The sequence below is a fragment of the Flavobacterium sp. genome (assembly GCF_027533505.1).
Classification (GTDB): Bacteria; Bacteroidota; Bacteroidia; order Flavobacteriales; family Flavobacteriaceae; genus Flavobacterium.
Genome location: NZ_JAPZUB010000072.1, coordinates 1 through 14,383, shown reverse-complemented (window position 1 = coordinate 14,383; position 14,383 = coordinate 1). Strand labels below are relative to the sequence as shown.

Below are 14,383 nucleotides of genomic sequence, written 5' to 3'. Positions count from 1 at the left end.
ACGCCTGTCTGTTTTTTTTATAATTTTAAAAAATGCAAAAGGATTTACAGCAAGAGGTGGCGCACTACCTTTCTAAAAATTACACCTACACCAATACCATTCGGTTTTTGGTGCGCGATGGTTTTACCGAAGAGGAAGTGCGTACGGCGATTAAAGCGTATTTGAAGGAAAATCGTCCGATGGGAATGGATGTCCTAGCTTTTGCTTTTTTGATTATTCATACTGCAATGATTGTTCCTCTATATGCTTATTATATTCTCCCGCAGGAATCGTTTGCCATTAAATTGACTTTGCTACCACTAATGATTGTAATTGGTATTCTAGCCCGTTACGCGAAAGACGAACGACCCTGGGCCATTCAACTTATGAGTGCTATTGCGATACCAGCCGTTGTCTATCTTGTATATTTGGCAATAATCTATGCCAATTATTTAAGCAAAACGGGACATCCTGTGGCGCAATATCTAATTTACTTCGGACTTTTAATCTACACTTTATTTGTTTTGAGTACTTTTCGTGGCGTAAAACAATTTTTTGAGAGACGAAAGTAATGCAGCCCCAAATCGTGCATTTTCCAGAATCCACTTTTGTGGGGATTGCTCGGTCATTTTCGATGATCGATTATCAAGTGATCGAACTTTGGCAATCCTTTATGCCGCGGCGTCATGAAATTCAAAACACCGTTGGTTCAGCGCTCTATAATGTGCAGGTTAATCCCGTAAATTACAATTTTGATCCTGCTGTAGTTTTTCAAAAATGGGCTGTTAAAGCAGTTACTTCCATTGAACATGTACCCGATGGGATGCAGGTACTTACGATTCCTGCGGGGCATTATGCCGTTTTTACTTACCGTGGTGATGGTTCCAATGCAGCGGATTTTTATCGTGCAATTTATGCTCAAGGGTTGTCCCAAGCGGGACTGTGTTGGGAAAACCGCCCCCAGTTTGAAGTGCTGGGTGAGCAATACAAAAAAAACTCCCCCGATTCGGAGGAGCTTGTTTATATTCCAATTCAGTACTAACGTTCAGGAAATACATACAATTTTATGTCTTTTCGCACCTAATTCTATCGTATCACCTGCTTTTTTACCCCGCATTTCTGCATACGCTGGGGCTTTTTCACTCAAGGTAATCACCGTTTTATCGTCCCATTGAAATGAGGGAATGGAGATGCCTACATAGATGTAGTACATTTCGGTTTCTACCAATGCTCCAGGCAAAATCATCGTGTATTCCTTTTGTTCGTGTTCCAACATAAAGGTTTCCATTGCTTTGGCTTGTTGTAACAATTGCTCATACCGCAGTTGCATCTCCGCAGCCTCCGATTGTCGGGTATAATCCTCCGGATCCAAAGTGTCGTCATCGTCCAAATCGGTAGCTAATTTATAACGCTTTACCGAGTTCTCGATTTGCTGAATATAGGCTTGTAATTCAGCGGCAATTTCTAAAATTAAAAGGGTCTTGTTCATGTGTTATACCTAATTATTACTAGTATAAAGGTAGTTTCATTCCCTTTTTTTGGACATGACATTTATCAGGGAGATTTAACTTAATTCGTCTTGTATTCAATTAGTTATGCTTTTTTAGGAGGATTGTTTTGGGATTAGTATCTTTGGGCAAATTTTACACAAAATGAGAATCATTACGCTACTTTTATGCAGCATGACTGCTGTTTTTTATGGTCAAGCCACATATACGGCTGCTAATTTTGCTTCTGTGGGCGATTCCATTTACAGTACCACACCCGAACCCGCTGCGTTACAATTGGATTACACCGTGACAGGAGCTGGATTTGCATGGGATTACAGTGCTTTAGTGCCTCAATCACAAGAACTTATTGCCTGGAGCAATCCCAATGATAGTGGGTATAAAACGGTATGGTGCTTTTTAAACGGATTCTTTTTTAACTGTAATTCGCAGTTTAATGCCAATTTTAACTTGGCCAATACTGCTACAGACGGTCTGGTTTTACAAGGTTTTGGCTTGACCAATGTGGTGAACCATTTGAATAAAACCGCTGCTGTGCTTCAAAACAAAATGATTGGAGCCCAAGTTACCCTCAACGGAACAACCGTCCCTTTTGTGGTATCCTATACAGATCCCGATGATTTGTATCAGTTTCCTATGAATTTCGGTAATACGGCCACACAGCCTTTTGCGATTAATGCCAATCTTTCCTCTTTTGGTTTTCCGGTACAAATTCAATCCACGGGACAGCGCACCAATTTGGTAGAAGGGTGGGGAACATTAGTTACCCCTTTTGGTTCCTTTGCCAATGTGTTGAAATTGAAAAGTACCTTAACGCAAACCACCACGATTACCGTCGATGGGACGCCTCAAACGACCACCACTACGACGGTTTCGTACCAATGGTTTGACCCCGCTCACAAAATCCCTGTGTTGGAAGCCACAGGAAATCTCGTCAACAACCAATGGGTGCCCACAACCGTTCGTTTTATGGATATCCAACGTTGTCTTACCCCACAAGCTGCCTTTGCTTTCTTACCCGTGCAACCCGATTTCAATCCAACAACCAATGGGGTGACCGTCAATTTTGTCAATTTGAGTTCAAATTATATGGCATCCAGTTGGGATTTTGGCGATAATTCCCCCGTAAGTACCCTCGAAAACCCCTCACATACTTTTGATTGCCCGGGATTGCAAGAAGTGACGCTTACGGTGACCAATACATTTTGTGAGCCTGATCAGGTAAATACCTTTACGATTCCGGTTTTTATTTCAGATTCCCAAAATGCTTTTACAACGGCAGTTACGGTCACCGATACGCAATTGTCGGCCGATCGAACGTTGACAGGTACCACTTACCAATGGCTGGATTGTGACAATAACAATGCACCGATTCCCAATGCTACAGGGCAAGTATTTACACCCACCGCCGATGGGAATTATGCCGTGCAGCTTTCAACCAATGGGTGTGTTGCGGTGTCTGATTGTTATCCTTTTGCAGCCTTGGGAAATACAGGATTTACTCAAGGGAATTCACGACTCGTTCCGAATCCCACCACAGGCGTATTCACCATCACAGGCATAGCATTAGAGCGTATTCATCAGGTAGTAGTGTGGGATCTCCTTGGTAAACCCGTCGCCCATACTACCGACATTTCGCATTTGGCATCCGGTTGGTATACCGTACAATGGGAAACTGACGAAGGTGTTTTTCATCAAAAAATAATTAAGCAATAAGAAGGAGGCTCCATTGGTTGGAGCTTTTTTTATTTTAAAACATTGCAAATAAGTTTATTACACTAAGGGTGTTTAGTGCGGCTATTTTTTGGCACGACTATTGAATGAGCATAATTACGTTTGAAGTATAATCTTAAATCATGACACCTATGCGAAAAATTACATTATTGTTGGCCTTCATCGGGATGATGAGTCTTCAAAGTTGCACCGTTAATGAAGTTCGAGAGGATACTATAGACAACGATACCATCAGTCAAGTATATGAGGTGATTCGTTCGTTTACCCCTTCCAATAATTTCAGTACGTTGATTTCTTTTCCACAACCCATTTTCAACACCGATATGGTATTGGTGTATCGATTAGCTGGGGTTTCAGGAGGCGTGGATATTTGGAAACTGATGCCCGAAACATATTTCTTTCCTGATGGAACCCTCAAATTTGGGTATGATTATGACTTTACACGGTTTGATGCCAATATCTTCATGCACGGGTTTGACTTGGCAGGGGTACCCCCCAATTTCCGTATCAACCAAGTCTTGCGCATTGTGATTGTTCCGGGCTTTTTTGGAAAACAAGCCGCTACGTCCACTACGTTCAACGACTACCATGAAGTTGTTCGCCGTTACGGAATTCAAAACGTAACGAAATTACCATAGAAAATTAGGTTAATTACTATAGTTTGTTTGTTTGGTTAGTGAAAAGGTGCTCTTCGGAGTGCCTTTTTTTATTCTTCATCCCGTGAAGGTTTGGCGGCTTCGGCCTTGGATGCACTGTACAGTGAAAATAGCACACCGCCCACCAAACAGACCACAATAAAAAGTAAGGAAGCCCATTCAGGGAGTTTGATATAGTCGTGGGCCAACATTTTTACCCCAACAAAGGTTAGAATGATAATAAGACTGTATTCAAGATGACTGAATTTTTCCAACATATTGGCCAAGAAAAAGTACATCGAACGCAAACCTAGGATGGCAAAAATATTGGAACTAAATACAATAAACGGGTCAGAAGTGATCGATAGAATCGCCGGCACACTATCCACGGCAAACAAGACGTCCATGACTTCAATGAGCATCAAGGCCACAAATAACGGAGTTGCTGCCTTTTTACCGTTGTGCGTTCGAACGATAAATTTTTCTTTATCATGCTCTGAAGTGATGGGTATGATTTTACCAATCAATTTATAAATCGTCGAATGTTTAGGGTCAAAAGCTTCATCGTCTTTTTTGGAAAATAACATCTTGGCCGCTGTGAAAATTAAAAAGGCCCCAAAAACATAGGTTGTCCAAGTAAATTTATTGATAATGGCAACTCCAAAACCAATCATTAATCCACGGAAAACAATGGCCCCTAAGATGCCCCAAAACAATACCCGGTGTTGGTACTTCTGCGGAATGCGAAACGAAGCAAAAATGACCGCAATCACAAAAATATTGTCTATACTTAGCGATAACTCAATCAGATACCCGGTGATAAACTTCATCGCCGCAGTAGATTGTGAGAGTTGCGTGGGATTGGCCAAGTAATCAGTACCGTACAACCAATAAATAACCCCCGAAAATAAAAAGGATAAAGTTACCCACAAAGCGGTCCATTTTCCCGCTTCTTTTGAACTAATGATATGCGGTGTCTTGTTAAAAACCCCTAAATCCAACGCCAAAATACCAACTACCAAAGCAAAAAAGAGAATCCAAACGGTCATATGTCAATTTTTTTTACAAAGATAATTCTTTCCGTTCCCCTCCAAAAATACATTAAGTAATATTTATATATTATTAAATTGTAAATAACCCCCTAAAAAAATAGGGGTGTAATATTTTATTTGTCAAAAATCAATATATTTGCACCGAAATATTTAGGGTATAATCATTTTAAAACACATTTTTATGTCAACATTGCGTTTTCAGGCCTTGCAAGCTGCTGGTAATCGTAAACCAGTAAAGGTAGAAGAGCTCGACAAAAAGTCGGCCATCTTTGGTTCAAATGTATTTAACGACAAAGCGATGCGGCAATTTCTAACGCCCGAAGCGTACAAAGCCGTAAAAAGTGCCGTTCAATACGGGACAAAAATCGACCGTAAATTGGCCGATTATATCGCTATGGGAATGAAAGAATGGGCGCTTACCAAAGGCGTAACCCATTACACGCACTGGTTTCAACCCTTAACAGGAACCACTGCTGAAAAGCATGATGCGTTTTTTGAAACTTCTTTCGACGGAAGTGATCCCGTTGAAAAATTTGGAGGAAGTCAGTTGGTACAACAAGAACCCGATGCGTCTTCCTTTCCCAATGGAGGAATTCGCAACACATTTGAAGCTCGAGGATATACGGCATGGGATCCTACTTCACCAGCTTTTATTTACGGAACTACCTTGTGTATTCCCACGGTTTTTGTATCGTATACCGGTGAGGCTTTGGACAACAAAACGCCTTTGTTACGTGCTTTAAATGCTATTGATGAAGCCGCTACTGAGGTAGCTAAATATTTTGATAAAAATGTCAAAAAAGTGACTCCAACCTTAGGATGGGAGCAAGAATATTTCTTAGTTGACGCCGCTTTGGCAGCATCGCGTCCCGATATTACCTTAACCGGAAGAACCTTGTTGGGGCACGCTTCGGCCAAAGGGCAACAATTGGAAGACCACTATTTTGGTTCGATTCCTACTCGCGTGTTGAATTATATGCGCGACTTGGAAAACGAATGTATGTTGTTGGGTATTCCCGTAAAAACCCGTCATAATGAAGTAGCCCCCAATCAGTTTGAGTTGGCGCCAATTTTTGAAGAAACCAACTTGGCGGTGGACCACAATTCCCTGTTGATGGATGTGATGTATAAAGTGGCCGAACGTCACGATTTCAAAGTGTTGATGCATGAAAAACCATTCAAAGGGGTAAACGGTTCCGGTAAACACAACAACTGGTCTATGGCTACCGATACGGGGGTGAATTTATTGGCCCCTGGAAAAACACCCATGAGTAACTTGCAGTTCTTGACGTTTTTCATCAATACCATCAAAGCGGTATATCGCTATGAAGAATTATTACGCGCGTCAATTGCTTCAGCCAGTAACGACCACCGTTTGGGTGCCAATGAAGCACCACCTGCCATTATTTCGGTATTCATCGGGCAACAATTGACCAAAGTATTAGCGGAATTAGAAGGGGTGACCAATGGGAAACTTTCTCCGGAAGAGAAAACCGATTTGAAATTGAATGTGGTTGGTAAAATTCCCGATGTATTGTTGGACAATACCGATCGTAACCGTACTTCGCCGTTTGCGTTTACTGGAAATAAATTTGAATTCCGTGCCGTGGGTTCGTCAGCCAACTGTGCCAACGCCATGACAGCCCTAAATACCATTGTGGCCAAACAGTTGAAAGATTTCAAATTGGAAGTTGATGCGTTGATTGAGAAAAAAGGCTTGAAAAAAGACGAGGCGATTTTCAATGTTTTACGCGAATACATCAAAGAAACCAAAAACATCCTTTTTGAAGGCGATGGATACAGTGAAGCTTGGGAAAAAGAAGCTAAAAAACGCGGTTTAAGCAACCACAAAACCACGCCTAAAGCCCTAAAAGCCAAAGTTTCCAAAGAAGCAGTAAAGTTGTTTGAAGAGTTACACATCATGAACCATGTCGAAGTGGAAGCGCGTTATGAAATCGAATTGGAAGAATACACCAAAAAAATCCAAATCGAAGGACGTGTATTAGGCGATATTGCCCGTAATCACGTGATTCCAACGGCCATTCGTTACCAAAATACCCTGATTGAAAATGTTCGTGGACTCAAAGAAATTTTTGGGAAAGACTTTGAAAAAATTGCCAAAGAGCAAATTTCCCTTATCAAAGAAATTTCTGCGCACATCGAAGGAATCAACAGCAATGTCGATGCAATGATCGAAGAACGCAAGAAAGCCAATAATTTGACCACCGCCGAAAAACAAGCGGAAGCCTATTGCGATAAGGTAAAACCGTATTTTGACATCATTCGTGAGCACTGCGATAAACTCGAGTTGCTGGTCGATGACGAAATGTGGACGTTGACCAAATACCGTGAGTTATTGTTTACGCGATAATACCCTTTGAATCGATACCTAAAAACCCGTTAGTAATAACGGGTTTTTTTATGTCAAGGCACTAAAATTTGTGTATTTTCGTTGTATGACTATGCAAAAACTAGTATTCGCTTTCGTATTGCTTTTTGGCGGGGGACTCCTGGCGCAAGAACAATTTGTGGTGTATTTCGACAGTGGTAAATTTGAAACCAATCCCAAAGAGACTCAAAAATTGCAGCAATGGATGCAAACCCACAAAGAGGTGAAAATTTTGGCCATTCAAGGCTACACGGATGAAGATGGCAGTAGTGGTTATAACGATACCCTTTCGCGAAAACGAGTGGATTTTGTGTACCAACAAGTGAAAGGAAAAATTGCTACCCGTGACGATTATAAGGCCCATAGTTTTGGGGAAAACTTTTCGCAGTCCCAAAATAAAGCAGAAAATCGAAGAGCGACCATCTTGTTTATTCAGCCTAAAGATTTTGTCCGGGAAAATGAGATTTTAGGGATCAAACCGGCCGAACCCGAAAAACCGGTTGCCCCCGAGGTGATCGAGGAAGAAGCCATGCATTTTCCCGAAAACGCTTCCCTGGAGGAGAAAATTCAGTTGGCGCGGGTGGGGACGTTGATTCGGTTACGCGATATCAATTTTTATCAAAACACCTTTGCCGTGATGCCCACCTCCAAAAATGCCGTCGATGAATTGGTCAATGTGTTGTACAAAAATCCCAAATTGCACATCGAAATTCAAGGCCATATTTGTTGTGTGAGCAAAGATTACAAAAACCTCTCCTTGGAACGCGCCCGTCAAATCAAACGCATTTTAGTATCCGAGGGAATTAATCCCGAACGCATCAGTGTCAAAGGTTTTGGCGTTTCCAAACCCAAATTCCCTATCCCCGAAAAATCAGAAGCAGAAGCCGCTCAAAACCGCCGCGTCGAAATATTAATCACTCAGAAGTAAATGCGAAAATCCCTTTTCATCCTTATCTTCCTGACCAATTTTGTATCCGCCCAGCAAACCCTTTCGGTCTACTTTGAGGTGAATGAAAGTTCGATTTCCTTAAGTGAAGTCAAGAAATTGGTTGTAAATTACCAATTGACGCCTTTCAAAGTACTCGAAATTCGCGGCTATTGCGATGCCCGCGGAAGTGTTTCCTACAATGATGCCTTGGCCCAACGACGTATTCATGCGGTTTTTCAACAATTGGACAACATGTCAATTTCGCACGAAAGCGCTTTACAAAAAGTAATCGGGGAACGCCAATTGGAGTTTTCTTCACATGCTCAAAATCGTAGAGTTGATTTAGTTGTTGAAACGCTACCTAAAATTGAAGATTTAGTGTTGCCTGCCGTAATTGAAAAAAAGGAGCAGATGGCACCTTTGGTTGAAGAAACCCTGACCCCCGAGGAACAAATCGCCGAAGAAGCGGAACAACTAGAAACGCAACTCACCCAATCCAAGGCGGGGACCGTTTTTAAAATAAAAAACCTTAACTTCGTATTCAACAGTGACGAAATTGAAGTCTTGTCATTGCCCTTATTGGACAAATTGCTCGAAGTGATGCACAGTTTTCCCAAATTGGAAATCGAAATTCACGGCTATATTTGTTGCAATCCCGACCCCAACGACACCAAGTTGTCGATTCGAAGAGCCCATAAAATCTATAGGTATCTTACCCAAAACGGAATTGATGCCAAACGATTGGGGTATAAAGGATTTGGTAGTTCAAACCCGATTTTTCCCTTGCCTGAAAAGTCCGAAACTGAGAAAGCTGCCAACCGACGTGTTGAAATTTTAATCAGGCACGCGATCTAAGAATGATGTTTCGCTATTTTTTTCTTCTGTTTTTTTGTGGCCAACTCCAGGCGCAACAAAAGCTTGACGTGTATTTCGATTTTGATCGATACGATTTAACTACGCAAGCTATACAAACCTTAAATTCGTGGGTGGCTGAGGGGAAACCCTATAAAGTCACCAAACTATATGGCTTTTGCGATTGGAAAGGAACTAATGCCTACAACGACACTTTGGCTTTACGGCGTGTGCATGCGGTCTATGATTATTTGAAGCTGCAACATATACCGGTTGAGAAAAATATAGAAATTCGTGGCTTTGGCGAAGATTTTAAGCAATCTCCTCGCCAAGAAGAAAACCGTCGCGTCACCCTTTTTTATGAAATCCAACAACCCTCTAATCCCTTGCCTGAAACAGCCACACTGCAACCTCCTCTGAAAGAAGCCATAGCCCAAGCCAAAGTAGGGGACCGTATTGCGTTAAAGCAAATTTTATTTCATAACCATTCCGCCAAGTTTATGCCCGAAAGTGAACCGATTTTATTGGAGTTACTTTGTGTGATGGAAGAAAACCCCACGTTAAAAATTGAAATTCAAGGCCATATTTGTTGCGATACTGAAAACCGTTATGCCTACATTTCGGAGGCACGTGCCAGAGCTGTTTATACGTATTTATTGCGGTATAAAATCGACCGCAAGCGCATGACTTTTAAAGGGTATGGCACCCAGTACCCTCTTTTTCCTATTCCCGAACGCAATGCCCAAGAAGAAGCAGCCAATCGACGGGTAGAAATACGCATTGTAGCCCGGTAATTAAGGCTCCCTTTACCAAAGCATTCTCGGATTGGAATCGCTTTAGATCTTCATTAATTTTTGTTGGTAGCGTTCACCAGACGTAGTAGTGAGTTCCAAAATATAGGTTCCAGGCGCGAGGAAGTCCACAGCGACCGAGGACGTAGCAGACTTTTCCAACACAATTTTTCCTTGCATATCGCGCAAAATAAGCGATTGTATTGCCGTAGCTGCTAAAGGAATCGTCAACGCAGACCGCATTGGATTAGCGAGGCGCAACCCTTTTTCTTGCGCATGATTTGCCAAATCCAAAGTACAGGCGCCACATTGCCATTGGGCGGTAACTCCATTGGCGGTGTTTAACAATTGCAGCAATTGATCGCGGTCGGTGCAACTGTCTTTTAGTTGTGCATTCATCCAAAGAAGGAGGTAACTATGCATGAGGGCTTGTTGCTGACTTCTTGTGATTGTGGGACTCGGGGAACAAGTGGCTTCACCAAAGCTGCAATTGAAATTGCTGTTGGCCATTTGGCAGTGGCTTCCCCCTGTAATCGAGAGGTAGGCTTTACATGTTCCCGCCGGGAGCGCATTGTACATAGGCAATTGATTGGTACTGGGTGGCGTGATACAATCGTTGGCTCCTGCGATTACAAGCGAAGGGAGTGTTATGTTTTGTGAGGCTGCAATGGCGCTGGGATTGGTTTCTGCTGGAGCCAAAGTGCATAAAGCATCAATAGGCGCTCCTAATGCAGCTGCCAAGTGGGCACTACCGCCCCCCATACTGTGTCCCATCACTCCCGCTTTGGGATGAATCCGTTGAAAAAAGAAGGCCCCACTTTGGGTATTTTGCGCTTTTATCTGTGCGATCACAAAAGCCAAATCTTGGGCAAAGTTGAGGTGGGAAGGGGAAAATCCTCCCTCCGTAGTGGGCAAGGCCACAATATATCCTTGCGGGACTAAAAGTTCCCAAATGTTTTGATACGCACCTACATTCATTACAAAGCCGTGTCCGAAAGCAATCACAGGAAAACTTCCTGAAGCAATAGGGGCATCTGCTCCCGCACTCATGGCAGGGTAATAAATTTGGGTGCCCACCGCTCGGTTGTTACGCGTTGTGTCGGTAAAAGTAATTGTGGTACTTCCAACAGCAAACGGTTGTGCCGCTACTGAAAACCAAGCGAAAAGAAGATATAGCGTAAAGCGCATTATTTTGTTTTTCAGCAAAATACAAAATATTTACGGTCAGCAAACCTTTTTTTATCAACAACAATACGTAACATGTCCCAAGCCCCCATAAGGGTAGGCCATTGATTGTGCACTACTACTATGGGGTGGACAAGCACTGCTTTTGGTTTTCCAGCGGCAGTTAGGGAAAGGCAAACGTATCCCACAAAGCATCCAAAACATTCTCGTTGGCTGCAATGTGAAAAAGGAGTACCTCTCAATTTTACGTAATCCTTACGTGGTTTTTGTAACCTGCTTTTTGACCAAATGATAGTACAAAATGTACGTCAATGGACCGAGGAATGGAAAAAAGATAAGGCCAATGAATAATAACAAGGCACGCGGATTTTTTTCATTCCGTTGAACTAACAATAGACCATAAATGAGTAAGCCTAATAAAGTTAGAAAAAACAATGCAACTGGGATAGGACCAACTTTTGCCATAATATATATAAAATTAATTGGTGCAACACCACGCGAAGGTGGCGAAACACCCCATGAATAAACAATGAGTTTCAGGTTGAGTGCTTAAGGCTACACAACTATGAAATGCCCCCAACTCTCTATTTTTTCTAATTACATGATTCAGGTGCGCAATAGCTCCAGCAGTATTTACACCCCATCCTATCGAGTAATAAGTGTTCGAAAATGAACAGGCTCCTGACGATTGAGTTACATAATACTCGTAATTAAAACGAGGTAACGATGAGTCCTCAATTTCTAACACAGCTGCTAACAGTATAGTAATTTTTGCATCCTCAATAATTAAGCTTGAAGGAGCATCTTTTAACAGCCCTTTGTACCGCGAAGTAGTTAGAAATACTCCCGCTTTGGTAACGTCAGCAAGATAGGTTCCCAAACCTACTTTGGGGTCTTTTGCTACAAGACGATAGTGACTTCCAGTGCGATGCAATTGATAGGCATTTAAGTTTACAGCCTCTAAGTTAATAAAAAAATGGCGAAAAGTTGTAAAAGAAAATACCGTTGTGCCTTTCATTTCTTCTTGATGAATGGCTTGAACGCCGGCTTGCCAGAATACTGGCGAGATTAACTTTTGGGTTTGTGCTTGTGCTAAAGTCCCTCCAAAAAGAGCAACCAAGCATAAAAATAAAAATTTTCTCATAAAATAAATGGTGTATAAATGGGCCTACTATTGTATTAAGGGTATCGGTTCGGCTTCTTTTCCCCGTCCATAACCATTCTTGTTTTTCCAAACTGCATCTTCTTTTCCCTTTTGTAGATCAATGTCCCTAAGCGCTATTTCCGAATACATGAACGTCTATGGCCTATTGTGTTATTGGCATTTACTGGGGTAAAAGTAGTGGGTTTTTGGTGCTACTCGGGTGTACAAAAAGTGTACAATTTGTTAAAAATCCCGATTTTACCGTATACAAGCATTTATAACTGACTGTTATTTGGTTTCGAGGGTTTTCTCACATTCATGTAGTGGTTCCTGTAATGCATTTTGTTGCTTTATGCTTCCCTTGGCCCCTTGACTCTTTCATTAGAAATGCTACCTTTGCACCACAACACAACACGACTATGGCTGCGCAAACCTCACAACGGTATCACCAACGCGGTGTATCGGCTTCCAAAGAAGAAGTTCACCAAGCGATTCAACATCTTGACAAAGGATTATTCCCCAAAGCTTTCTGCAAAATTGTTCCCGACTACCTTACCGGCGATCCCGATTATTGCCTGATTATGCATGCCGATGGCGCGGGAACCAAATCTTCACTCGCGTATATGTATTGGAAAACCACAGGCGATCTGTCGGTTTGGAAAGGCATTGCCCAAGATGCCTTGATCATGAATATCGATGATCTATTGTGTGTGGGTGCCGTAGACAATATTTTACTCTCTTCTACCATTGGTCGAAATAAAAATCTAATTCCCGGCGAAGTAATTGCAGCGATTATCAACGGAACTGAGGAACTCATCGCCGAATTGCGCCAACACGGGGTAACCATCCATGCTACGGGAGGCGAAACTGCCGATGTGGGCGACTTGGTGCGTACCATCATAGTCGATTCGACGGTAACGGCTCGCATGAAACGCAGTGAGGTCATCGACAATGCGCGTATTCAGCCGGGGAATGTCATTGTAGGATTGGCCAGTTTCGGGCAAGCCACGTATGAAAAAGAATACAACGGTGGGATGGGCAGCAATGGACTCACTTCTGCACGACATGACGTGTTTACCCATGACCTCGCACAGCTTTTTCCTGAAAGTTACGACCCCGCCGTGCCGGATGATTTAGTGTATGCTGGAACGGTAGGACTCACCGATGCAGTCGAAGGAACGCCTTTAAATGCAGGAAAATTGGTGTTGTCGCCTACGCGAACCTATGCGCCCGTAATCAAAGCCATTTTGTCAGAAATTGGTGCCGCTTCAATTTATGGAATGGTGCATTGTAGCGGTGGCGCCCAAACCAAAGTGCTTCACTTTGTCGATGCCGTTCATGTCATCAAAGACAATCTATTCCCGATTCCGCCTTTGTTTCAATTGATTCAAGAACAGTCAGGGACCGATTGGAAAGAAATGTACCAAGTTTTCAATTGCGGTCACCGTATGGAATTGTATGTGCAACCCGAAACGGCCGCTGCACTGATCACCATTGCACAACGCTTTGGAATTGAGGCACAAATTGTTGGAAGGGTAGAAGAAGCTACACACAAACAAGTAACGCTCCAAACGCCGCAAGGCACGTTTCACTATAGTTAAATGAAAATCGATCCCAAAAACGGTCTTGCCAATCTCCTTTTTGGCATGAAAACCACCGATGTCGTCGCGCAACTCGGAACACCCAATCGTCACTTTCAAGACGAGGATGGCAATACCATTTACTTGTATGATTCCCATAAATTGCGCCTCACGTTTTATGCCGACGAGGATTTTCGTTTGGGCTATGCCATTACTTCCTCACCCGACGCCCTGTTATTGGGCCATACGATTGTCGGAGCTGCTATTACGGAGCTGCTTGAGGTTCTTCCTTTTTCATCCTGGGAAACGGAGGACTTTGATTCGGTGACCAATTATTTTAACGAATCCAATTGGCTCACCTTACAAGTCGAGTATGGACAGGTTATTCGCGTAGAAATTGGTGCTTTGATCGATGAGGTTTCCGATGTTTTCCTCTGGCGCTTCAAAGGATAATCGCTCTTAAAATATAAAAAAGAAGCCGTCTCAATACTAAAATTTTGAGACGGTTTTTTTATTTGATTAAACTTTCATCAAAAGTTTACTATTTTAAAATGAGTTTAAAATTGCCTTTAAGCTGCAATTTTCTTTCTTAAGTTGTGTGCTAAA

The 14,383-nt window shown here is 42.4% G+C and carries 14 protein-coding genes; 10 read left to right on the top strand and 4 right to left on the bottom strand.

All coding sequences use genetic code 11. The features are described from left to right. Positions 1 to 32 precede the first annotated feature (32 nt). Together O9316_RS13000 and O9316_RS12995 are read left to right on the top strand one after the other, a co-directional pair. A complete protein-coding gene (locus O9316_RS13000) occupies positions 33 to 551 on the top strand; it encodes a hypothetical protein (protein WP_298203414.1) in 519 nt (172 codons plus the stop codon). Beyond that, entirely contained in the window at positions 551 to 1,021 is a 471-nt protein-coding gene (locus O9316_RS12995) for a GyrI-like domain-containing protein (protein WP_298203413.1), read from the top strand. The genes O9316_RS13000 and O9316_RS12995 overlap by 1 nt, the downstream gene beginning before the upstream one ends. A 3-nt stretch (positions 1,022 to 1,024) precedes the next feature. Here the strand turns inward: O9316_RS12995 and O9316_RS12990 are convergent, their stop codons facing one another. Next, positions 1,025 to 1,468 carry a hypothetical protein gene (locus O9316_RS12990; protein ID WP_298203412.1) on the bottom strand — a complete coding sequence of 148 codons (444 nt, stop codon included), beginning with the start codon at positions 1,466 to 1,468 and terminating at the stop codon, positions 1,025 to 1,027. Between the two features lie 163 nt (positions 1,469 to 1,631). Between O9316_RS12990 and O9316_RS12985 the strand changes: the two genes are divergently transcribed. Together O9316_RS12985 and O9316_RS12980 are read left to right on the top strand one after the other, a co-directional pair. Further along, on the top strand, positions 1,632 to 3,203 hold the full coding sequence (locus tag O9316_RS12985) for a PKD domain-containing protein (RefSeq protein WP_298203411.1): 1,572 nt from the start codon (positions 1,632 to 1,634) through the stop codon (positions 3,201 to 3,203). 149 nt (positions 3,204 to 3,352) lie between these two features. Next, complete coding sequence (locus O9316_RS12980) at positions 3,353 to 3,859, top strand: hypothetical protein (protein ID WP_298203410.1); 507 nt, start codon at positions 3,353 to 3,355, stop codon at positions 3,857 to 3,859. A gap of 68 nt (positions 3,860 to 3,927) precedes the next feature. Here O9316_RS12980 and O9316_RS12975 read toward each other — a convergent pair whose 3' ends face one another. Further along, positions 3,928 to 4,905, bottom strand: coding sequence for a TerC family protein (locus O9316_RS12975; protein WP_298203409.1), 978 nt, complete (start codon positions 4,903 to 4,905; stop codon positions 3,928 to 3,930). 184 nt (positions 4,906 to 5,089) lie between these two features. Here O9316_RS12975 and O9316_RS12970 point away from each other — a divergent pair, with 184 nt between their 5' ends. The 4 genes from O9316_RS12970 to O9316_RS12955 all read left to right on the top strand — a co-directional run bounded on the left by O9316_RS12970 (position 5,090) and on the right by O9316_RS12955 (position 9,871). After that, positions 5,090 to 7,279, top strand: a complete 2,190-nt coding sequence (locus O9316_RS12970) for a glutamine synthetase III (RefSeq protein WP_298203408.1) — start codon at positions 5,090 to 5,092, stop codon at positions 7,277 to 7,279. Between the two features lie 91 nt (positions 7,280 to 7,370). Next, positions 7,371 to 8,225 (top strand): OmpA family protein, encoded by an 855-nt coding sequence (locus O9316_RS12965; RefSeq protein ID WP_298203407.1) that lies wholly within the window; start codon positions 7,371 to 7,373, stop codon positions 8,223 to 8,225. Then, positions 8,226 to 9,080: an OmpA family protein gene (locus O9316_RS12960; protein ID WP_298203406.1), complete on the top strand. Its 855-nt coding sequence runs from the start codon at positions 8,226 to 8,228 to the stop codon at positions 9,078 to 9,080. It begins immediately after the preceding gene. 68 nt (positions 9,081 to 9,148) lie between these two features. Then, positions 9,149 to 9,871, top strand: a complete 723-nt coding sequence (locus O9316_RS12955) for an OmpA family protein (RefSeq protein WP_298203405.1) — start codon at positions 9,149 to 9,151, stop codon at positions 9,869 to 9,871. A 42-nt stretch (positions 9,872 to 9,913) separates the two neighbouring features. On the opposite strand, the gene O9316_RS12950 is transcribed toward O9316_RS12955, so the two are convergent. After that, positions 9,914 to 11,056, bottom strand: coding sequence for a T9SS type A sorting domain-containing protein (locus O9316_RS12950; RefSeq protein WP_298203404.1), 1,143 nt, complete (start codon positions 11,054 to 11,056; stop codon positions 9,914 to 9,916). 475 nt (positions 11,057 to 11,531) lie between these two features. Then, on the bottom strand, positions 11,532 to 12,197 hold the full coding sequence (locus tag O9316_RS12945; RefSeq protein ID WP_298203403.1) for a hypothetical protein: 666 nt from the start codon (positions 12,195 to 12,197) through the stop codon (positions 11,532 to 11,534). Positions 12,198 to 12,616: 419 nt separating this feature from the next. Here O9316_RS12945 and O9316_RS12940 point away from each other — a divergent pair, with 419 nt between their 5' ends. Next, the gene (locus O9316_RS12940) at positions 12,617 to 13,798 is read left to right on the top strand and encodes an AIR synthase related protein (protein WP_298203402.1); all 1,182 of its coding nucleotides are present in this window, start codon (positions 12,617 to 12,619) and stop codon (positions 13,796 to 13,798) included. Further along, positions 13,799 to 14,230, top strand: a complete 432-nt coding sequence (locus O9316_RS12935) for a hypothetical protein (protein ID WP_298203401.1) — start codon at positions 13,799 to 13,801, stop codon at positions 14,228 to 14,230. Positions 14,231 to 14,383: the final 153 nt, after the last annotated feature.